Source organism: Rhizobium sp. RAF56 (assembly GCF_052113965.1).
Taxonomy (GTDB): Bacteria; Pseudomonadota; Alphaproteobacteria; order Rhizobiales; family Rhizobiaceae; genus Rhizobium.
Map to the genome: position 1 here is coordinate 120,977 of NZ_JBFRDU010000015.1, position 21,508 is coordinate 142,484.

Annotated in this window: 19 protein-coding genes; 4 read left to right on the forward strand and 15 right to left on the reverse strand. The window is 62.8% G+C overall.

The genetic code is table 11. The features are described 5' to 3' along the window. Nucleotides 1-43: 43 nt before the first annotated feature. The 5 genes from AB4048_RS14885 to AB4048_RS14905 form a co-directional block, all read right to left on the reverse strand. Nucleotides 44-826 carry a carnitinyl-CoA dehydratase gene (locus tag AB4048_RS14885; protein ID WP_442202739.1) on the reverse strand — a complete coding sequence of 261 codons (783 nt, stop codon included), beginning with the start codon at nt 824-826 and terminating at the stop codon, nt 44-46. A gap of 4 nt (nt 827-830) precedes the next feature. Continuing rightward, nucleotides 831-2,885: an acetate--CoA ligase family protein gene (locus AB4048_RS14890; RefSeq protein ID WP_442202740.1), complete on the reverse strand. Its 2,055-nt coding sequence runs from the start codon at nt 2,883-2,885 to the stop codon at nt 831-833. Nucleotides 2,886-2,889: 4 nt separating this feature from the next. Then, complete coding sequence (locus tag AB4048_RS14895) at nt 2,890-4,050, reverse strand: acyl-CoA dehydrogenase family protein (RefSeq protein ID WP_442202741.1); 1,161 nt, start codon at nt 4,048-4,050, stop codon at nt 2,890-2,892. Between the two features lie 112 nt (nt 4,051-4,162). Continuing rightward, nucleotides 4,163-5,653: a carnitine 3-dehydrogenase gene (locus AB4048_RS14900; RefSeq protein ID WP_442202742.1), complete on the reverse strand. Its 1,491-nt coding sequence runs from the start codon at nt 5,651-5,653 to the stop codon at nt 4,163-4,165. Nucleotides 5,654-5,662: 9 nt separating this feature from the next. Then, nucleotides 5,663-6,565, reverse strand: a complete 903-nt coding sequence (locus AB4048_RS14905; protein ID WP_442202743.1) for a 3-keto-5-aminohexanoate cleavage protein — start codon at nt 6,563-6,565, stop codon at nt 5,663-5,665. 104 nt (nt 6,566-6,669) lie between these two features. Between AB4048_RS14905 and AB4048_RS14910 the strand changes: the two genes are divergently transcribed. Continuing rightward, nucleotides 6,670-7,641, forward strand: coding sequence for a GlxA family transcriptional regulator (locus AB4048_RS14910; protein WP_442202744.1), 972 nt, complete (start codon nt 6,670-6,672; stop codon nt 7,639-7,641). Between the two features lie 67 nt (nt 7,642-7,708). Beyond that, nucleotides 7,709-7,975, forward strand: a complete 267-nt coding sequence (locus tag AB4048_RS14915) for a DUF982 domain-containing protein (protein ID WP_442202745.1) — start codon at nt 7,709-7,711, stop codon at nt 7,973-7,975. Nucleotides 7,976-7,983: 8 nt separating this feature from the next. On the opposite strand, the gene AB4048_RS14920 is transcribed toward AB4048_RS14915, so the two are convergent. The 7 genes from AB4048_RS14920 to AB4048_RS14950 all read right to left on the reverse strand — a co-directional run bounded on the left by AB4048_RS14920 (nt 7,984) and on the right by AB4048_RS14950 (nt 15,186). Then, on the reverse strand, nt 7,984-9,360 hold the full coding sequence (locus tag AB4048_RS14920) for an FGGY-family carbohydrate kinase (protein ID WP_442202746.1): 1,377 nt from the start codon (nt 9,358-9,360) through the stop codon (nt 7,984-7,986). Further along, nucleotides 9,357-9,683 carry an L-rhamnose mutarotase gene (gene rhaM, locus AB4048_RS14925; RefSeq protein ID WP_442202747.1) on the reverse strand — a complete coding sequence of 109 codons (327 nt, stop codon included), beginning with the start codon at nt 9,681-9,683 and terminating at the stop codon, nt 9,357-9,359. Before rhaM ends, AB4048_RS14920 begins: the two co-directional genes overlap by 4 nt. Next, the gene (locus AB4048_RS14930; RefSeq protein ID WP_442202748.1) at nt 9,680-10,708 is read right to left on the reverse strand and encodes an ABC transporter permease; all 1,029 of its coding nucleotides are present in this window, start codon (nt 10,706-10,708) and stop codon (nt 9,680-9,682) included. Before AB4048_RS14930 ends, rhaM begins: the two co-directional genes overlap by 4 nt. After that, entirely contained in the window at nt 10,705-11,709 is a 1,005-nt protein-coding gene (locus AB4048_RS14935; RefSeq protein ID WP_442202749.1) for an ABC transporter permease, read from the reverse strand. The genes AB4048_RS14930 and AB4048_RS14935 overlap by 4 nt, the downstream gene beginning before the upstream one ends. Nucleotides 11,710-11,719: 10 nt before the next feature. After that, nucleotides 11,720-13,255: a sugar ABC transporter ATP-binding protein gene (locus tag AB4048_RS14940; RefSeq protein WP_442202750.1), complete on the reverse strand. Its 1,536-nt coding sequence runs from the start codon at nt 13,253-13,255 to the stop codon at nt 11,720-11,722. Between the two features lie 73 nt (nt 13,256-13,328). Next, on the reverse strand, nt 13,329-14,324 hold the full coding sequence (gene rhaS, locus AB4048_RS14945; protein ID WP_442202751.1) for a rhamnose ABC transporter substrate-binding protein: 996 nt from the start codon (nt 14,322-14,324) through the stop codon (nt 13,329-13,331). 49 nt (nt 14,325-14,373) lie between these two features. Continuing rightward, a complete protein-coding gene (locus AB4048_RS14950; protein ID WP_442202752.1) occupies nt 14,374-15,186 on the reverse strand; it encodes a DeoR/GlpR family DNA-binding transcription regulator in 813 nt (270 codons plus the stop codon). A 201-nt stretch (nt 15,187-15,387) separates the two neighbouring features. Between AB4048_RS14950 and AB4048_RS14955 the strand changes: the two genes are divergently transcribed. Then, entirely contained in the window at nt 15,388-17,484 is a 2,097-nt protein-coding gene (locus tag AB4048_RS14955) for a bifunctional rhamnulose-1-phosphate aldolase/short-chain dehydrogenase (protein WP_442202753.1), read from the forward strand. Nucleotides 17,485-17,612: 128 nt separating this feature from the next. Then, entirely contained in the window at nt 17,613-18,905 is a 1,293-nt protein-coding gene (gene rhaI / locus AB4048_RS14960; protein ID WP_442202754.1) for an L-rhamnose catabolism isomerase, read from the forward strand. A gap of 12 nt (nt 18,906-18,917) precedes the next feature. On the opposite strand, the gene AB4048_RS14965 is transcribed toward rhaI, so the two are convergent. From AB4048_RS14965 to AB4048_RS14975, 3 genes are all read right to left on the reverse strand, one after another. Next, nucleotides 18,918-20,228, reverse strand: a complete 1,311-nt coding sequence (locus tag AB4048_RS14965) for a CynX/NimT family MFS transporter (RefSeq protein ID WP_442202755.1) — start codon at nt 20,226-20,228, stop codon at nt 18,918-18,920. Continuing rightward, nucleotides 20,225-20,917: a FadR/GntR family transcriptional regulator gene (locus AB4048_RS14970; protein ID WP_442202756.1), complete on the reverse strand. Its 693-nt coding sequence runs from the start codon at nt 20,915-20,917 to the stop codon at nt 20,225-20,227. Before AB4048_RS14970 ends, AB4048_RS14965 begins: the two co-directional genes overlap by 4 nt. A 67-nt stretch (nt 20,918-20,984) precedes the next feature. Next, nucleotides 20,985-21,434: a GntR family transcriptional regulator gene (locus AB4048_RS14975; RefSeq protein WP_442202757.1), complete on the reverse strand. Its 450-nt coding sequence runs from the start codon at nt 21,432-21,434 to the stop codon at nt 20,985-20,987. Between the last annotated feature and the right edge of the window lie 74 nt (nt 21,435-21,508).

A 21,508-nucleotide genomic window follows, 5' to 3' on the forward strand; every position in this document is an offset into this window, starting at 1 on the left:
ACTTAAATAATCTGGATGGATCGACATCAGGCTCTAGAACAGCCTACCTCCCCTTCCATAGGGGTTCGCGTTTTTCCGCGAAGGCCCGCGCTCCCTCGAGCTGATCTTCGCTGGAATAGAGAACGTCTACTGTCTTGTACTGCCGCCTGGTGATCTTGTTCATCGTCGTTGAAAAATCACGGCCTTCGGCGTCGCGAACGATCTCCTTGATCGCAGCATAGACCAGAGGCGGGCCGCTTTCGAGCAGGCGCGCCAACTCCCAGGCACGCTCCATCAGCCGGTCAAGCGGCACGATCTCGTTGACGAACCCCCAGCGGTGCGCCTCTTCGGCATCGACCCAGCGACCGGTGAACAGCATGTCCATGGCGATGTGATAGGGGATACGCTTTGGCAGCTTGATCGAGGCGGCGTCCGCAACCGTGCCGGAGCGGATTTCCGGGAGGGCGAAGGTGGCGCTGTCGGCGGCGATGATCATATCGGCGGAAAGCGCGATCTCGAAGCCGCCGCCACAACAGATGCCGTTGACCGCGGCGATCAGGGGCTTGTTGAGGTCCCGCAGCTCCTGCATGCCGCCAAAGCCGCCGACACCGTAGTAGCCGTCCACCGGAGAGCCGGCCGCGGCGGCCTTCAGGTCCCAGCCGGCCGAAAAGAACTTCTCTCCGCCGCCGGTGATGATGGCCACCCGGAGGTCGCGATCGTCGCGGAAGTCGCGAAAGGTTTCACCCATCTTGCGACTGGTCTCGAGATCGATGGCGTTGGCCTTCGGCCGGTCCATCGTCACCTCCAGGATTCCGCCGATGCGCCGGGTGCGAATGGGGCCGTTCAACCGCTTATCTCCTTCGCCGGACCAGTGCATCTGCCGCAACGGCACCCTTGCCGTCACTCAGAACCATCAAGGGATTAATGTCTAGTTCCTCAAGCTTTGCAGCGTTTGAAACGACATAATCTGCCGCTGATGCGACGGCCGCGACGAGGGCTGCCAGATCGGCCTTCGGCCCGCCACGATAACCGTTGAGCAATTTGCTGATTTTCAGGCGGGAAATTGCGGCCAAGATGTCCTCTTTCGTCGCGGGAAGGACCAGAATGGCAGAATCCTCAAGCAATTCCACCAGAATTCCGCCCGCACCTATCGTCATGAACAATCCGGCGACCGGATCGCGCGTAGCACCGATGATCAGCTCGGCAACGGGCTTTTCCACCATTTTTTCGACGAGATAGCCGGAAGCGACGGCTTGCATCCCAACCGCTGCGGCCCTAACCGCGTCTCCGGTCTGCAGATTGAGCTTTACGGCACCGGCTTCCGTCTTGTGGGCGACGCCAAGTCCCTTCAAAACGACGGGGAAACCGAGCTCTTCCGCCGCCTTCACAGCGTCCTCCGGGTTCGAGGCGAGCCTGCTTTCCGGCACGCGCAATCCGACAGCGGCAAGCTCGGCCTTGGCTGCGGCCTCGGTGAGGACGACGCTTTCGCCGTCAGCAAACGCCGTATCGAGAAGCGGCGGGGCGGCGGGACGTGCCCAGGCCCTGCCAATCGCGGCGGCGGTCTCGGCGGCAGCCAATGTCTCGTCGATGCCGCAGAACGGAATGACCCCTTTGTCCCGCAATTGCACCGCGATCTCTTCCGGCATGTTCTCGCCGAGCGTCGCGACGATACCGGCGACGGCCCCGGTTGCCGCCCTGGCGGCGATCACCGCCTCGACCGTCAGCAGCCAGTCGGCACCGTTGCAGCGGTCTTCCCGAGGGAAATCGAGCACGAGAAGGTTGAGCGCGTATCCGCCGGCAAACATCGCCGTGAAGGCGTCCGTCTGCCGCTTCACGTTGCCCCAGACGAAGGTGTGATAGTCAAGCGGATTGGAGAGCGTCACCATCTCGCCGAGTGTCGAGCGCAGTGTCGGCAGCTGTTCAGACTTCAGCGCGCGGTAGTCGACCGCCCGACCGACGGCGGCGTCGGCCATCAGCGATGCTTCGCCGCCCGAGCAGCTCATCGAGGAAATCTCGTTGCTCGCAAGCGGTCCGGCGATATGCAGCAGTTTCAGCGTTTCCACGAGTTCGGGCAGCGAGGATACCTGCCCGATGCCGAGGCGGTCGAGGAGGGCGGCCGATACGGCATCGCTGCCGGCGAGCGATGCGGTGTGCGACACCGTCGCCTGCCGCGCCTTCTCCGACTTGCCGACCTTCAGCGCCACCACCGCCTTCTTCAATTCGCGGGCGCGGGCCGCCAACCGCTGGAGGGCAGGCAGGCTGTCAAACCCTTCCACATGCAGGCCGACCGCCGTGACGCGCGGATCTTCGAGCGCGGCGTAGGCAAGATCGGAAAGCCCCGTTTGCGCCTGGTTGCCGGCTGTCATCAGATAAGCGACGGGCAAACCGCGCCGGTTCATGGTGAGGTTTAGCGCGATGTTGGACGACTGGGTGAGGATCGCCACACCCTTGTCGATCCTGATGACGCCATGTTGATCGGGCCAGAGCAGCGCGCCGTCCAGCCCATTGATGAAGCCGTAGCAGTTCGGCCCGATGATCGGCATGTCGCCGGCGGCCTCGACCAGGGCTTGTTGCAGTTCGTCGCCGTCTGCAAGCTCCGACACTGCCTCGCGAAAGCCCGAAGCATAGCAGATGGCGCCGCCGGCGCCGCGTTCGGCAAGCTGGCGCACGACCTCGACCGTCAGCATTCGGTTTACGCCGACGAAAGCGGCGTCCGGCGCACCCGGAAGCTCAGCGACCGAGCGGTAGCAACGCCGGCCAGCGACCTCGTCCAGTTTCGGATGCACCGGCCAGATGTCGCCGGTGAAACCCATCAGGTCACATTGCTCGATCACCCGGCGGGCTTCCTTGCCGCCGAAGACGGCAATGGAGCGCGGCCGGATGAGACGGTCGAGTGATCGCGTCATCGAATCACGCTCCGAACTGCCGCAGCAGGTCGCGGCTGATGATGTGACGGTGGATTTCCGAGGTGCCGTCCCAGATGCGCTCGACGCGGGCGTCGCGCCAGAAGCGGGCAAGCGGCAGGTCGTCCATCAGGCCCATGCCGCCGAAGATCTGGATCGCCTCGTCGGTGACGCGCGCCAGCATCTCCGTGGAGAACAGTTTCGCCGATGAAATCTCGCGGTTGGACGGAAGTCCCTGGTCGAGACGCCAGGCGGCCGACAGTGTCAGCAACTCGGCGGCGTCGATCTCGGTCACCATGTCGGCGAGCTTGAAGGAAACGCCCTGGTTCGAGCCGATCGCTTTGCCGAACTGCTTACGCTGTGCCGCGTACTCAAGCGCCAGATCGAAGGCGCGCCGCGCGCGGCCGACGCAGGTTGCGGCAACGGTGAGGCGCGTGCCGGTCAGCCACTGATTGGCGATCTCGAAGCCCTGATGCAGCTCGCCCAGGACCTGGCTCTTCGGCAGGCGGCAGTCGGTGAAGTTGAGGATGCAGTTGTGGTAACCGCGATGGGATATGGAGTTGTAGCCGGGGCGGATTTCAAAGCCCGGCGTGTCGCGATCGACGAGGAACGCCGTGATCTTCTTCTTGACGCCCTTCGAGGTCTCCTCCTCACCGGTTGCGGCAAAGACGATGACGAAATCGGCGATATCGGCGTGCGAGATGAAGTGCTTGGTGCCATTGAGGATCCAGTCCGAGCCATCCGCACGGGCGGTACACTTCATGCCGCGCATGTCGGAACCGGCGTCCGGCTCGGTGATGGCGAGCGAATCCATCTTCTCGCCGCGCACGGCCGGCAGCAGGTATTTTTCCCGCTGCTCGCCCTCGCACGCCATCAGAATGCCCGAGGGGCGACCGAAAAACGTGGTGAGTGCCAGCGAACCGCGGCCAAGCTCACGTTCGACCAGCGTGAAAGTCAGGTTGTCGAGACCGGCACCGCCCACCTCTTCGGGGAAGGCGGCGGCGTAGAAGCCGAGCTCGATGCACTTGCGCTTGATCTCCTGGCCGAGTTCGCGCGGGACGATCCCGGTGCGTTCGACTTCATTTTCATGCGGATAGATCTCGGTTTCCACGAACTCGCGAACCGTCTTTACGATCATTTCCTGTTCTTCGGTCAGGCCGAAATGCATTGTGGTCTCCTCCGTCATTTCTTGAAAATATGAACCTTGGCCGCGCCGACTGCGATCGGCCCCCGCCGCAAGCGGGGGGGCCGATGACTGCCGCGGCGATAGGGGCTTGCAGTTACTTCGTCTGGCCGACAGACCGGCCGGCGCCTTCCGGCGCCGGAAATTTGGCGTGTTCGGCCGCAATGGGGCGCAGTTTCGCCAGCACTGTCTCCGGCGCGGGAACCGACCTGCCGGCTTTCGAGTCGACATGCAGCAGCATATGCTCGGCCGTCGCGATCACCGCATCCGAGGCGGTGTCATGGATCCTATGGAACACATGCAACCGCTTATCGTCGACGGACAGGACCTGACAGGTCGAGTGGATCGCCTGGCCGAGCTTGGCTTCGCCGAGGTGACGGATATGGGTCTCCACCGTGTAGTAGCTATGGCCCGCCGCGACATAGTCGAGGTCGACGCCGATCAGCCGCAGCAGCGCGTCCGAGGTATCTCCGAAAACCTGCAGATAGCGGTGCTCAGTCATGTGGCCGTTATAGTCCACCCAGGCAGCACCAACCTTGGTATCGACAAGGCGGAGCGGAGCCGAGGCGTCATGGAACTTCGACTGGCTGCCGGCCTGCGCCCAGAGCCGCTGTTCGAAATCGGCAAGCAGCTTGCCGGCACCCCAGCCTTCGCCGCCATTGCCGGCTTTCAGCGCATGCATGATGCCGACAAGATTTTCATCGCGGATGCGCTCGAGCTCGCGGATCGAGCGGCCGGCGGCCTGCTTGTCCGACTGGGCGCCGATCTTTTCCACCAGCGCATCGTCAAGATCGACGACATCGGTCAGCTTGGTCCACGGCCATTTCAGGCAGGGACCGAACTGCGCGAGAAAGTGGCGCATGCCGGCTTCGCCGCCGGCGATGCGATAGGTCTCGAACAGACCCATCTGCGCCCAACGCATGCCGAAGGAGTAGCGGATCACGTCGTCCAGCGTCTCGGTATCGCAGATGTCGTCATTGATCAGCCACAGCGCTTCGCGCCAAAGAGCCTCGAGCAGTCGGTCGCCGACGAAGGCTTCGATTTCCTTGGCGATATGGGCGCCCTTCATGCCGATCTGGGCAACACCTTCCTTGGCGCGCTCGATCGTCTCCGTCGAGGTCCTCGCGCCGCCAACCAGCTCCACCAGCGGCAGCAGGTAGACCGGGTTGTAGGGATGCGCCACGAACAGGCGTTCGGGATGCTTCATGTCGCGCTGCAGGTCGGTCGGTAGCAAGCCTGATGTGGACGAACCGATTAGCGCGTCGGGGCGGGCGGCTGCATCGATCTGGGTGATCACCCCACGCTTCAGTTCCAGCCGCTCGGGCACGCTTTCCTGCACCCAGTCGGCCTCGGCAACCGCTTCGTCAAGCGTCTTGCAAAACGTGACCTTTCCCTTCGGCGGCAGTGGCGCGGTGGTGAGCATGCCGTAGGCTCGCTCGGCGTTGGCCATGACCTCGCCGATGATGCGCTCGGCTTCCGGGTGCGGGTCGAAAATCTTCACGTCGATGCCGGCGAGTGCGAAACGGGCAATCCAGGCGCCGCCGATGACGCCGCCGCCGACACAGGCGGCCTTCTTGATGAAAGTCATGTCCGTTCCCTAGCGCTTGGTCAGTTTCAATTTCTTGCGGACGTCGTCCGGCCCAATGATACGGGCGCCCATGCCCTCGATCACCGTAACCGCCTTTTCGACGAGCTGCGCGTTGGTCGCGAGCTGCCCCTTGCCGGCATAGAGATTGTCCTCGAGCCCGACGCGGACGTTGCCGCCGGCAAGGACCGCGGCGGCCGGATAGGCAAGCGCGTTGCGGCCGATCGAGAATGCGGAGAAGGTCCAGCTGGACGGCACGTTGTTGACCATCGCCATGAAGGTATTGAGGTCGTCCGGCGCGCCCCACGGAATGCCCATGCACAGCTGGATCAGCACCGGATCCTCGATCAGACCTTCCTCGACCAGCTGCTTGGCGAACCAGAGGTGGCCGGTGTCGAAGGCTTCGATTTCCGGGCGGACGCCGAGCGCAGTCATCTGCCGCGCCATCTCGCGCAGCATCGACGGCGTATTGGTCATGACGTAGTCGCCGAGCGAGAAGTTCATCGTGCCGCAATCGAGCGTGCAGATTTCCGGTAGGCATTCGGCCACGTGCGATACGCGCTCGGTGGCGCCGGCCATGTCCGTGGCCTTTTCGTTGAGCGGGAACGGCTTTTCGACGCCCCCGAACACCAGGTCTCCGCCCATGCCAGCCGTGAGATTGAGAACGACGTCTACATCTGCCGAGCGGATGCGGTCGGTCACTTCGCGGTAGAGATCGTTGCGGCGACTGCCTGCACCCGTTTCGGGGTCGCGGACATGGCAGTGGACGACCGCGGCACCTGCCTTGGCGGCATCGATCGCCGATTCGGCGATCTGCTTCGGCGTGATCGGCACATTGGCGGACTTGGACGTCGTATCTCCCGAGCCGGTGACGGCGCAAGTGATGAACACATCGCGGTTCATGGCAAGTGGCATGGCTGTTCTCCTCGTTGTGCGCGTATTAGCCGGTAAGCGGCGTGCCAGTGCTTTGCATTTTTGGATCTTCATTATACAATTTCGGAAAACGGGATCATTCTCTCATGCTGACCGCATCCGACGAAACGTTGGACATCGACGTGCTTGCGCTGCCGGAGACGACGCTGATCCTGCTCGCGGCGGTGATCGAGCCGCTGCGTGCGGCCAACCGCATCGCCGGCCGGACCATTTATCGCTGGCGCATCCTGACGCCCGAGGGCGAGGCGGTGGAAACCGCGAGCCAGCTCGCGGTGCCGGCGGACGGGGCCTTCCGGCCCGAGGGCGACACCGCGCCGCTTTTCGTGCTCGCGAGCTACAACTGGCGGCGCAGCGCGACATCGACATTGAAGATGCAGCTTTCCCGCACTGCTCGGCATCGCACGATGATCGCCGGCATCGAGGCCGGCACGTGGCTGCTTGCGGAAGCAAGCCTGCTCGACAACGTGTCAGCGACGACACACTGGGAGGATTTCGAGGAATTCGCGGCGGCCTATCCGCAGGTGCGGATGGTCCAGGAACGCTTTGTCATCGACGGCAAACGCATCACCACGGGCGGATCGCTGCCGACTATCGACTTGATGCTGGACATCATCCGCAGGCGCCAGGGTTATTCGCTCGCCCACGAGGTGACCCGGCTTTTCATCTATCAGCAGGCGGCTTTTCCCGCGGCGGATCGAGGCTTGCCTTCGACGACCGGCCTCAGGATACGCGACGCGCGCGTCGCCCACGCCGTCCGGCTGATGGAAGAGCACGTCGAGCAGCCGCTTTTGCTGGCAAGGCTCGCTCGTCGTGTCGGCGTCAGCGCCCGCACTCTGCAAGCCCTGTTCCAGGAAAACCTGGGCGTGGCGCCGCATGTTCACTACCTGGCGCTCAGGCTCAACGCCGCGCGGCGCAACGTGATCGAAACGAAAGTCCCCTTCGCCGATATCGCCGCCGCAACCGGGTTCAATTCGTCCTCCGCCTTCGCGCGCAGCTACCGCGCTCATTTTGGCGAAAGTGCCTCCGACACGCGCAAGCGACTGCGGGGAACGGTTTGAGCTGAAGTCGCCTCCCACGATGGAACGAATGGCGCCTATCCCCGTTTCCCGATCAGGAGGTAGGTGCATGGGGATGAATGACTTCGATCGCACTTGGCACGTCGGCGTTGAAGTGATCCTCGAGGATGATGTCGAGGAATATCACCTCGTTTCCAGCACGCGCGAAGCAGCCCTCTTTTTGATCGAATCCTGGCCCGCGCGGCGCGGCAGGGCCTATGCGCGCGCCTTGAAAGCGTGCCTGGATGTGATTGCCGATGAAGAAGGCGAAGAGGAAGCGCGTACCGCCTTCGTCGCTGCAGTCGAGGAAGCCAGGATCGACGTACGTCGCCATTGAAGCAGGTGTCAGGTCCGCTCGGTCGCCGCATACCAGTTTCGGCGGTAGTCCTCCAATCCCACGATCAGATCCCGAACCGGGGCACCGCTCGATGCGGTTGGCTCGATGCCGGTTAGCAGCGATGCGCCCTGGCTCGTTCCGGTGGAACCCGGAAGCGCCGTCACATCCCTTGCCGTCAGGCTCGCCAGCGCCGAGAGGTAACCTCGATTGTGTGAGAACGGTCCTTCGACGAAAATCGGACCTCTTGCACCGATGAGATCGAGACAGGCCTCGGTCATCAGCGCGAGGTAGAGGCAGGCGGCGGCAAGCCGCTCCAAAGCGCGCGCACCGGCATCCGCCATCCAGCGGTGCTCCCGGCCGGGGAACGGACCCGAGCCCTGGACGACATTCGGCAAGAGCATCATCCCCTTGGCGACAACGCCAGCGAAGGCTGCCTCCACCGCTGCGGGGTTCACGGCACCGATCTCGCGCGACAGAATTTCGAACTCCCTGCCGCCCATGAAGCGCGACGAAGGGACGGCACGCCCGTACGCATCGACGTTGACCAAGGTATCCCGCGCCGCATCGAAGCGATCGCGATCGCCGCCCACGGCGAAGTTGATCACCCACGTGCCGGTCGAAACGACTGAAAACGGCGGCTCGTTGCGGATCAGGTGCGGCAGCAACGAAGCATTGGAATCGTGAATGCCGCAATAGACCGGCACGGAGGCGGCAAGGCCAAGCAGTCCAGCCGTTTCGGGAAGGACCGGCCCCAGCACATCGAAGGCCGAGCGGATAGGCGCCATGCGGTCGCGAATGTCGAGCGCATTGACCAGCGACGAGTATGTTCCTTGCCGTGGCCTCCACAGATCAGTGTGGCAGCCGAGCGACGTGACCTCGTTGGCCGCAACGCCGGTCAGGCGCCAGGCCCAGTATTGCGGATAGGTGAGGATCGTACGGACGCGGGAGAAATCGTCGGGAAAGACAGTCTTCTGATAGTGGATCTGCGCGCCGACGTTGAGGCCGCCGGAAAGGCGCGGCGAGAAGGTCTCTTCGAAGGGTGGGCGCAGCCGGTCGTACGCATCGCGGACGTGTTTAGGATATTCGTGCTCGTAATCGATGACAGGAAGAGCAAGGCTGCCGTCGGCGGCGAGCAGCGCGGCGGACGCGCCATGGGTCGTGATCGAGATCGCGTCATAGCCGGGCGCCTCCGCGAAGGCGGCGAGTGCCTCGAGCGTGAAAGCCCATAGGCCCTCTATGTCGTAATGCGGGTAGGGCCCGCCCTTCTCAGCCCTATTCGCCCGCCGCCGCGCGGCGATCTCGGCGCCCGTCGTCGCATCGAGCACCACGACCTTGGCGTTGGTTTTGCCGATGTCGAGAACGGCGATATGACGATAAGCGTTCATGGCAGGTGGAAAACGGTCACGAGGTCGGATTGGATCGGCGAATTGTCCGGGTTGGTCGCCATGATGTCGGCCATGTGCGCCCACCATCTCTTCATCACCGGATGATCGGGCAGGGCCGCCATCGTGTGGCCGACGGGGCGGGTCAGCACGCCGAAAAGCGTGTTCGTCTCGCGGTCGAGGTGAATGGAGTAGTCGCTCGCGCCGGCCTGATGCAAGAGCTCGACCAGTTCCGGCCAGATCTCGTCGTGACGCCTTTTGTATTCAGCCTCCATACCGGGGTTGAGGTGCATTTTGAAGGCGTGCTTTTCGAGAGTAACGGTCATTTCGAGCTCATGGCTTTTACCCTGCGCGCGACGATTGGCAGCGCGATGGTGATGATGAGGAGCAGGCCGATGAAGATCGACATGACGATGCCCGGCACGTTCAACAGACCGAGACCGAAGGTGACGAGGCCCATGACGAAGGCGGCGATGACGACGCCCCCGATCGTACCGGACCCGCCGAGGATCGAGACGCCGCCGAGCACCACCATGGTCACCACTTCCAGTTCCCACCCTTGCGCGATCGACGGGCGCGTGGAGCCAAGGCGCGAAGTCAGGCAGACGGCGGCGATGCCGCTCATCAATCCGGTCAGCATGAAGAGAATGAATTTCACGCGTTCCACCCGGATCCCCGAGAAGCGGGCAGCGAAGTCGTTGTTGCCGATCGTGAAGATCTGCCGGCCGAAATTCGTCGCGTGCAACAGGACCGCGAATATGACCGCGAGGACGGCGAAGAGCACGAATTCGAAAGAGAAGACCCAAATCACGTAGCCCTGGCCGAAATAGGCGAAATCCTCAGGATAGTCGCCGTAGGCCTGGTCGCCGAGGACGATATAGGAAATACCGCGAAACAGGCTCATCGTGCCGATGGTGACCACGATCGACGGCAGTTTCATGCCCGATACGAGGAAACCGTTGAAGAGACCGCAAACGAGCCCGACGCCAAGCCCGATGGCGACGAGCGCCGGCGTCCCGAAGCCAACCTGAGCCGCGGCACCCATGGCCGTCGAGGCAAGCGCGATGATCGCCGCCACGGAAAGATCGATCTCGCCGGCGATTACGAGCAGCGCCATGGCAAAAGCGATGATCGCCTTTTCGGTGAAGTTGTAGGTGGCGTCCGATAGGTTCCAGACGTCGAGAAAATAGGGCGACGCGATCGAGTTGAAGATGAATATGGCGATCGCGACCCCGAGCAGCAGCACTTCCCAACTCGCCATCACCCGCCGAAACGGCGTCGAGAGCCTGTCGGGGATCGTGCGCTTCTCGGCGCTGCCTTGAGAAACGGAACCCGTCGAAACGTTGCTCATGCGGGCAGCTCCTCGCTATTTACTTCCTTTGCCGCCTGGTCACGCAGGATGATCCGGCCACGGCTGCGTTCGCGCCGGGCGTTGAAGACGACGGCCAGAATGATGACCGTGCCGGAGATCGCCATCTGTGTGAAAGGCGAAATGCCGATGACCGGAAGCGCGTTCTTGATGACGCCGAGGAACAGCGAACCCAGAACCGTGCCGGCGACAGTGCCGACGCCGCCGGCGATCGAAATGCCGCCGATGACGCAGGCAGCGACGCTGTCGAGTTCGAAACCATTGGCGATATCGACATAGGCGACCGCATAGCGCGCGACCCAGAGGTAGCCGGAAAGTCCCGCAAGCGCACCCGACAGCACGAAGGCGAGGAACCGCGTCCAGCCGACGTCGATGCCGGCATAGACAGCCGCCACCGGATTGCCGCCCGCCGCATAGGTGGAGCGGCCGAAAGGTGTGTGGCGCAGCACGATATAGACAATCGCAACGATGACGATCGCGATCCAGGACAAGACCGGGAGGCCGAGCACGACCGTACGCGTTGCGTTCAAGAAGATAGGCGTCATCTGATGCGCGTTGACCCAGGCGCCACCCGAGAGCACGAAGGCCATGCCGCGATAGACGGTGAGCGTGCCGAGCGTGACGACGATGGGCGGGATCTCGAGCGCCCAGACGAGATAGCCGTTGATCACGCCGAGCAAGGCTCCGATCACGATCGCCGTCAGCACCAGCACGACGAGCGGCAGATCGGGATATGTGGCGTTCAGCATGGCGACTGCCATGCCGGTGAAGGCAAGGTTCGCCGCGACCGAAAGGTCGATCGACTTCGTCAGGATAACCGTCATCTGCGCCAGCGCCAGAATGATCAGGATCGCGGTGTCGTTGAAGATGTTGGCGAGGTTGGAGGGCGTCGCGAAACCAGTGGCGCGGCTGGAGAAGGCCGCGACCATGATCACTATGATGACGAAGAGCAACGTTTCGCGTCGTTTCAGAAGGCGTGACATTTATTATTCCTCAAGCGTTGCCGGTGGCGGCGCGCACCAGCGCTTCCGGCGTTAGCCCAGCCCGGTCGAAGAGACCGGCCGTCAGGCCTTCCTTCATGACGAGTACGCGGTCCGACATCCCCAGGATCTCCGGCAGTTCCGAGGAGATCATGATGATGGAGAGCCCTTCGGCCGCCAGTTCGCTGATGAAGCCGTGGACGGCGGCCTTCGAGCCGATGTCGATGCCTTTGGTCGGCTCGTCGAGAATGATGACCTTCGGCTGCGTCGCCAGCCATTTGCCGATCACGACCTTCTGCTGGTTTCCGCCGGAGAGGGTGCCCACCGGCACGGAAAGGGCCGCAGCGCGCAGATCCAGCCGCTCGGCATATTTGCGCGCAAGCGCAAACTCGTTCGCCGCCCTCAGGAAGCCCTTGCGCGAGGTGCGCAGCAGCGAGGGTAGCGACATGTTCTGATAGATCGGCATCGGCAGCGCCAACCCATGGCGACCGCGCTCCTCCGGCACATAGACGATGCCGGCGCGGATGGCGTCGAGCGGCGAGCGGATTGCGATTTCCTTGCCCTCCAGCGTCAGCCGGCCGGAGGCGGGTTTCGTGATGCCGAAAAGCGACTGGCAAAGCTCGGAGCGCCCAGCCCCGATCAGGCCGTAGACGCCAAGAATCTCGCCCCGGCGAAGCTTGAAGGAGATGTCGCGGAATTCAGTGCGATGGCAGTATCTGTCAACTTCGAGCACGGTGTTTCCGATGGTGACCGCCACCTTCGGAAACGCGTCCTTGACGTCGCGGCCGACCATCATGCGCACGACTTCGTCCTGCGGCGTCTCCTTGAGGCGGCCGTGACCGACGGCGCGGCCATCGCGGAAGACCACGAAGTTGTCGGCGATCTCATAGACTTCATCGAACTTGTGGCTGATGAAGAGAATGGCCTTGCCCTTGGCTTTCAGGCTTTCGACGATGCGGAAGAGGTCGCCGATCTCCTTGCGCGAGAGCGCGGCTGTCGGTTCGTCCATGATGACGATGCGCGCCTCGATGGACAAAGCACGGGCGATCGCGACCAGATGGCGCTGTGCAATAGACAGATCCTTCAGCCGTATTGTCGGGTCGATGTTGCTTTCGAGCGAGTGCAGCAGCTCCTTAGAGCGGCTGTTCATGGTCTTCCAGTCGATCGTGCGAAGGGCGGTGCGCGGCGCGTGGCCGAGGAAGATGTTTTCCGCAACCGTCAATTCATCGAAGAGCACCGTTTCCTGGTGAATGGCGGTCACGCCGGCGTCAATGGCTGCCTGGGCGTTCGCGAAGGTGACGGGCTTGCCGTCGACCAGGATCTCGCCTTCGTTCGGGCGGTAGATGCCGGTGAGGACCTTGACGAGTGTCGATTTGCCGGCGCCGTTCTCGCCGATCAGGGCGGTGACCTTGCCCGGATAGAGGGAGATGCTGACGTTGTCGAGGGCTTTGACGCCCGGGAAGATCTGCGAAATGCCGCGCATTTCGAGAATGGCCGCCTCGCTGGCGGTCGGCATTTCCACGGCCGGGCGTTGAAGGGCGGTGGTCATCAGCGTTCTACCGTTTAAGCGATTTCCTGTCCCGGCGGCCGAAGCCGCCAGGTGGTGATATCAAGTCTTCGGATCAGAAAACCTTGGAGAACTGGTCGATGTTCGACGCGTTGTAGACGAAGGGATCGGCCATTGCCGCTTCGCTATCCTTGCCGACCTTGATCTTGCCCATGCGGCCGGCATTGATCTCGCTGCCCGGCTTGCCGTCGGTTTCACCCTTGACGAGGCGGTAGGCGATCTGCGTTGCCGAATAGCCGAGGTCGATCGGGTTCCAGATTGCGAATTCCTTCGTCGCGCCCGACTTGATCGCGCCGGCCATTTCCGACGGCAGGCCAAGGCCCGTCGCATAGACCTTGCCGATCTTGCCGGCGTCCTTGATCGCCTGCGAGGCAGCGAGGATGCCGACCGTCGTCGGTGCGACGATGACCGTAACCTCAGGATGCGAGGTCATGATGCCTTGGGCTTCACGATAGCTCTTGTCGGAAAGGTCGTCGCCGTAAACCGTTGTTACCAGGTTGAGGCCCGGGAAGTCCTTGAGCTGCTTCTTCATTTCGCCGATCCAGATGTTCTGGTTCGTCGCCGTCGAGGTTGCCGACAGGATGGCGAAGTTGCCCTTGCCGCCGTCCATGTGGTCCTTGGCGAGCGTCAGGCACATCTTGCCGATCAGCTGGTTCGACGAGGGGTTCAGCTGCAGGATGCGGCCTTCCTTCGCGACACCGGAATCCCAGGAAATGACCTTGATGCCGCGCTGCTTGGCCTTCTTGAGGGCCGGCACAACCGCATCCTTGTCATTGGCCGAGATGGCGATCGCGTCGACGCCCTGCGCGATCAGCGAGTTGATGACTTCGATCTGGGCTTCAGCGGTCGGCGCCGTCGGGCCGGTGTAGATCACTTCCACGCCGCCGAGTTCCTTGGCGGCTTCCTGCGCGCCCTTGTTGGCGGCGTCGAAGAAACCGTTGCCGAGCGATTTGACGACCAGACCGATCTTGACATCCTTGGCGCTCGCGGTACCTGCCATCATTGCAACGACGAGCGCCGCGCCGATCGCGAGTTTTTTCACCATATGCATGTTTAGTCCTCCCACGTTGATAAACTCAATTACGCCCCGGCGCTGCCTCTCAGGCGACCGACGAGGAATCCTCCTTGCCCGACTGCGATGCGACGCTGGCTATGACTAGCGACACGCCCGCGTCTTCGATCATCCTTGCGGCCCCCTCTGAGATGCCGTCGTCGGTGATGATGGTTGCCACTCGCTCGAGCGGGCATAAAATCAGGCTCGAGCGCAGGCGAAACTTGCTGGAATCGACCATCACCACCAGTTCGTCGGCCTGGTGCATCAGCTTCTGCTCGCTCTGAATGATCAGCGCGTCAGCCTCCATGATGCCGAGCGGGCCGACGCCCTGCGCCCCGATGAACATGCGCCGTGCGTAGAAATTGCGGATGGCGTCGTTGTCGAACGGCGAAAGGATGAGGCTCTGCTCGCGATAGATGGCGCCGCCGGGAAGCGTCACCGAATTCTTCGAATGCTTGATCAGATGCTCGGCGATCGCGAAAGAATTGGTCATCACCTGCAGCCGGTGGCCGGAGAGATAATGCACCATCTGAAAGGTGGTCGTACCGCCATTGATGATGATCGCGTCTCCCGCATCGCACATCTCGACGGCCTGACGCGCAATTGCGCGCTTTTTATCGATGTTGACGGCTTCTGAAACGCGGAAAGGGCGTCCTGCGAGATTGCCGAGCTGCGGCGGATGGACGGCTTCGGCCCCGCCACGCACACGACGGATCTTTCCCTGCACGTGCAAAGCCGCGATATCGCGCCTGATCGTCGCCTCGGAAGCCTCGGTCAATTCGGAAATATCCTGAATCGTGACGACCGATTTTTCCTGAACGGCGCTCAATATGATGCGATGACGTTCGCGTTCGTGCATGGCTCCTCCTGTCCAAAGCTTATTTCGTATCTGTGACAAAGTGTCAATCAAAAACGATCATGAATTTTCATATTGCGCTGCACAATAATCGATTTTGATCGTTTTCGATTGACAAGCTCCAAGTCCATGAGCGATACCGTGAACCAGTTGGCGTGTTCCTTTTGAAGGCGCGCTCCAGAAAATACCACCTGGGAGGATGACATGGCGGCTGAGATCCGGCTTCTCGAAAACCGTTGGGATGACGCTTATGCGGCGAGCCTCGATGAACCGGGCAAGCTGCTTTACCGCTCCAACCTGCTCGGCGCCGACAAGCGCATCACCAACTATGGCGGCGGCAATACCTCGGCAAAAGTCATGGAAACCGACCCGCTCTCCGGCGGCAAGGTCAAGGTGCTCTGGGTCAAGGGCTCCGGCGGTGACGTCGGCACGATAAAGCTCGATGGCTTCGCCACGCTCTACCAGGACAAGCTGGAATCGCTGAAGAGCATTTATAAGGGCGTCGAGGACGAGGACCGCATGGTCGGCTTCCTGCCCCACTGCACCTTCAATCTCAATTCGCGCGCAGCCTCGATCGACACGCCGCTGCACGGCTTCGTGCCGTTCACCCATGTCGACCACATGCACCCCGACGCGATCATCGCGATCGCTGCCTCCAAGAATTCGAAGGAACTGACGAAAGAGGTCTTCGGCGACGACATCGGCTGGCTTCCCTGGCGCCGCCCCGGTTTCCAGCTCGGGCTCGACCTCGAGGCCTTCGTCAAGGACCACCCGAACGCCAAGGGCGTGGTGCTCGAGAGCCATGGCCTGTTTACCTGGGCGAACGACGCCAAGGCCTGCTACGAGCTGACGCTCGACATCATCAACAAGGCGATCACCTGGTTTTCTCGGAAGACCGAAGGCAAGACGATCTTCGGCGGTTCGGCGGTGCAAAGCCTGCCCGTTGCCGAGCGCCGTGCGATCGCCGCGCGCCTGATGCCCGAGATCCGCGGCCGCATCGGCAAGTCAGAGCGCAAGCTCGGCCATTTCGACGATCAGGACGCCGTGCTCGAATTCGTCAACTCGAACAATCTCGGTCCGCTCGGCGCGCTCGGCACCAGTTGCCCCGACCATTTCCTGCGCACCAAGATCCGCCCGCTGATCGTCGAATTCGACCCGGCAAAGCCGGATGCCGACGCGGTCGTTGCAGGTCTCGACAAGGCGCTCGAAGACTACCGCGCCGACTACGCGCGCTACTATAATGACTGCAAGCATGACAATTCGCCCGCCATGCGCGACGCCAACCCGGTCATATTCCTGATCCCCGGCGTCGGCATGCTGTCGTTCGCCCGCGACAAGGCAACGGCTCGCATCGCCAGCGAATTCTACGTCAACGCCATCAACGTCATGCGCGGTGCCTCCACCGTGTCCGAATATCAGGGCCTGCCGGAGCAGGAAGCCTTCGATATCGAGTACTGGCTGCTGGAAGAGGCAAAGCTGCAGCGCATGCCGAAGCCGAAGAGCCTGGCCGGCAGGGTTGCCTTTGTCACCGGCGGCGCCGGCGGTATCGGCCGTGCGACCGCCGCGCGGCTGGTGGGCGAGGGCGCCTGCGTGGTGCTGGCCGACATCGATCAGGCCGCGCTTGGCAGCACCGAGGCGGAGTTCATCAGGCAGTTCGGTGCGGACGCGGTTCGCAGCGTTAAGCTCGACGTCACCAAGGAAGATGCGGTCATATCGACCTTCGCGGAGGCCTGCGTCGAATTCGGCGGTATCGACATCCTCGTGTCGAACGCCGGCATCGCATCCTCGGCGCCGATCGAGGCGACCGAACTTTCGATGTGGAACAAGAACATCGACATTCTCGCCACCGGCTATTTCCTCGTCTCGCGCGAAGCTTTCCGCCTGTTCCGCCGTCAGGCGCTCGGCGGAAACATCGTCTTCGTCGCATCCAAGAACGGCCTTGCCTCGTCGCCTAACGCTGCGGCCTATTGCACCGCCAAGGCCGCCGAAATCCATCTCGCCCGATGCCTGGCGCTGGAAGGCGCTGAGGCCGGCATCCGCGTCAACACCGTCAACCCCGATGCCGTCTTGCGTGGCTCGAAAATCTGGAGCGGTGAGTGGCGCGAGCAGCGCGCGGCGTCGTCGAAGATCGAGGTGGACGATCTCGAGGAGCATTACCGCAAGCGCTCGATGCTGAAACTCAACGTCTTCCCGGAAGACATCGCCGAGGCGATCTACTTCCTGGCGTCCGACCTTTCGGCGAAATCGACCGGCAACATCATCAACGTCGACGCCGGCAACGCGCAGAGTTTTACGCGCTAAGACATGCGCTCTGAGGCGCTCTTTCGTCACGCTCGGGCTTGCCCCGGGCATGACGCCGAGTCGGGGCGAGGCCGTCGAAAAACTATCCCCCGGTTGGAGAGGGGAACCAGGCAACACGGGAGGAACCCATGGCCGAATTCAAAATCGCGCAGGATCTGGTCGCATCCGAGAATGACAAGCGCCAAGCCGCGTTGAAATCCGACTACGAGGCGCTCGGCGCAAATCTTTCGCGCCGCGGCATCGAGATCGAGACGATCACCACAAAGGTTTCCGAGTTCTTCGTCGCCGTCCCATCCTGGGGCGTGGGCACCGGCGGCACGCGCTTTGCCCGCTTTCCGGGCCTTGGCGAGCCGCGCGGCATCTTCGACAAGCTCGACGACTGCGCCGTCATCCACCAACTGACACAGGCAACCCCGACCGTCTCGCTGCATATTCCCTGGGACAAGGCCGAGACCAAGGAGTTGAAAGCAAAGGGCGATGCGGTCGGCCTTTCCTTCGACGCGATGAACTCCAACACCTTTTCCGACGCCCCGGCGCAGGCGCATTCCTATAAATACGGTTCGCTCAGCCACACTGATGCCGCGACCCGCGCGCAGGCCGTCGAACACAATCTTGAATGCATCGAGATCGGCCAGGCGCTCGGCTCCAAGGCGCTGACGGTCTGGATCGGCGACGGCTCCAATTTCCCCGGCCAGAGCAATTTCACCAAGGCGTTCGAGCGCTATCTCGCCGCGATGGCGGAAATCTACAAGGCGCTGCCCGACGACTGGCGGCTCTTTTCCGAGCACAAGATGTACGAGCCGGCCTTTTATTCGACCGTCGTGCAGGATTGGGGCACCAACTACATGATCGCCAGCACGCTCGGCCCGAAGGCCTATTGCCTTGTCGATCTCGGCCACCATGCGCCGAACACCAATATCGAGATGATCGTTGCCCGCCTCATTCAGTTCGGCAAGCTCGGCGGCTTCCATTTCAATGATTCAAAGTACGGCGACGACGACCTCGACGCCGGCGCGATCGAGCCTTACCGCCTGTTCCTGGTGTTCAACGAGCTGGTCGAGGCCGAGCGTCGCGGCGCCAAGGGCTTCCATCCCGCCCACATGATCGACCAGTCGCACAATGTCACCGATCCGATCGAGAGCCTGATCTCCAGCGCCAACGAGATCCGCCGCGCCTATGCCCAGGCGTTGATCGTCGATCGCACTGCACTTTCGGACTATCAGGATGGCAACGATGCGCTGATGGCTTCGGAAACGCTGAAGCGGGCCTACCGCAGCGATGTCGAGCCAATCCTTGCCGAGGCCCGGCGCCGCGCCGGCGGCGCGATCGATCCGGTGGCCGCCTACCGTGCCAGCGGCTATCGCAAGAAGGTTGCGTCGGAACGGCCTGCGTCCGCGGCCGGCAGTGGCGGGATCGTCTGATCCCGCCAGCGATCACTTTTCGACATCGGCAGTTGGCTCCAGCTCGATCGTGCGCGTCTGCACCAGCTCGGCGCGGCCCGCTCCCCAACCGTTGAAGGCAGCGCCGAGACCGAGAAGCACGAAGAGCACGGCGCTTGCCTCGAACCCGCCCGTCCAGGAATGCAGCAGGCCGACGATCAACGGTCCGATTGCGGCGAGCAGATAGCCGACGCACTGCGCCATGCCGGAAAGGTGCGCGGCCACATGCGCGTCGGGCGAACGAAGGACGATGACCGTCATCGCAACGGCGATCAGCCCACCCTGGCCGATGCCCTGCAGCACCGACCAGACCCAGACGGTCGAAAGCGGCGCGAATAGCAATCCGAGCAAGGCGACGACGGCCAGGGCGATCAGCGAGACGTTGATCAGTCGCTGATCGCGGCCGCGTACCGCGATATGCGGTATGACCAGGCAGGATGCCGCCTGCACCATCACCGAGGTAAAGACGATCGCGCCGGCAGTGACGCCATCGAGCCCGCGATCGCGCAGGATGGGAACCAGCCATCCGAAGACGCTGTAGGCTAGTGCTGACTGCAGCCCCATGAAAAGCGTGACGTTCCAGGCCAGCCGGTCGCGCCAGAGGCCGACGACGCGAAAGCCCGGATGCTTCACCCGGCGGCGCTTCCAGATGGTCTGGGGCAGCCAGATGAGGCAGACGATAAAGGCCGGTATCGCCCAGGCGGCAAGCGCACCTGCGACCTTGTCGCCAAGCGCATGCTCGATCGGCAGCGTGAACCCCGCTGCCGTGGCCGCCCCCGCACAGAGCGCCATGGTGTAGCATCCGGTCATCAGCGCGGCGCGATCGGCGAAGTCGCGCTTGACCAGGCCCGGCAAAAGCACGTTGCCGACGGCGATGCTCGCCCCGGCGAACGCGGTGCCCAGGAAAAGTAGCGGAATGGAGTTGAGGCCACGCAATGCGGTGCCGAACGCAAGCAGCGCGAGCACGCCCAGCAGCGTCCGCTCCGAGCCGATGCGCTGTGCCAGGCGTGGCGCCAGCGGCGAGAAGGCACCGAGGCAGACGACGGGCAGCGTCGTCAAAAGGCTCGCGCCGAGCGTGGAAAGGCCGTAGCTCCGGATGATTTCCGGCAGGAGTGCCGAGGCGCTGGAAAATACCGGCCGCAGATTGAAGGCGATGAGCACGAGACTGGCGCCGAGAATGAAGCGGCCAAGCGCGCTTTGCGGCACAAGCACGCGCGGCGCCGGCACGCTGTCCACTTCCGCATCGATCAGCTGTTCGTCGGCGAGGTCGTGGGTCTTTTGGGAACGCGAAGCGGAGAGGGTCATGAAAGCAGCATTCTATCCAGGGAAGCAAGAACAGGGTCCATAAAGCCTCGCACGGCGGCGTCGGCCTTGGCGGGATCACCGGAAGCTATGGCGTCGATGATGGCGGCATGGGCCTCGAGGTCAGGCTCTGGAACGTCATCGCAAAGCGTCGCCTCGATCGTTTCCCGGATGGAGGCGGAGAAGAATTCGTAGATCTCGATCATGGCGCGATTGCCGGAGGCCGCGATAACGGCCTTATGGAAAGCGAGATCACGCGCGACAAAGGTCGCCCGGTCGGTATCGCCACTGTTGCCGCGGCGCGCTAGCAATGCACGCAGGTCCGCGACGCCGGCGGGTGTGTGGCGGATCGCGGCGAGACGCGCTGCCTCGACATCCAGCGCGCAGCGTGCCTCGAAGAGATCGCGCAGCCCTGCGCGCCTCGTTCTCAGCAGCGTTTCGGCCGGGTCGACCGCTGAGCGCACGTAGGTGCCGGATCCCTGTCGCGTCTCGAGATAGCCCTTCGCGACAAGCATGCGCACGGCCTCGCGGATCGTGCCGCGGCTCACCGAAAGCATCGCCGACAGCGTCGCTTCATTGGGAAGGCGGTTGCCAACCGCCCAGCGGCTAGCGACGATCTCCGCGCGGATCGCGTCGACGGCGTTTCCCGCCAGGGTAGGACGATCAAGTGGTTCCAAAGAACATCCAACCATTCATTAAGTCATCGGATGACTTAATGAATACTGAAGCGCTGCATTTGCGTCAAGGGCGAGGATGATTTCAATGTCCGCCCGGGAGTTCCTCGACGACATCTTCCTCCCGCAGAGCGTCGGCCTCGTGGGCGGCGACGCTGTCGCGATAGAATGCGCGGGCGCTAACGAGGGAGACGAAGTCCCTGGTGCGAATGCCGAGCACACGGCTTTCGTCGATAAGGTCGTCGATGTGGCGGCGCAGGTCGCCCGCGTCCGACCGCGTGGCGAGACGGGTGCGAGAGCTTTGGGTGACGAAGGTTCCGGCGCCGGGACGGGCATCGATCAGCCCCGCCACCTTAAGATCCCCGTAGACCTGGCTGACAGTCATGGGTGCAACGCCGATTTTTTCCGCAAGTTCGCGTACGGAAGGCAATGTTTCACCTGGCGCCAATTCGCCGCAGGCAATGCCGTATTCGATAAGACCGTGCAACTGCGTGCGCAGTGGCACCGGCAACGAGCGATCGACGAAGAACTCCATGGCGGCGCCATTCGAATTTGCTTGATTATCGCTCGTCGATCATCCTGCCGTTACGGCAAGCTGTCAATCGCACC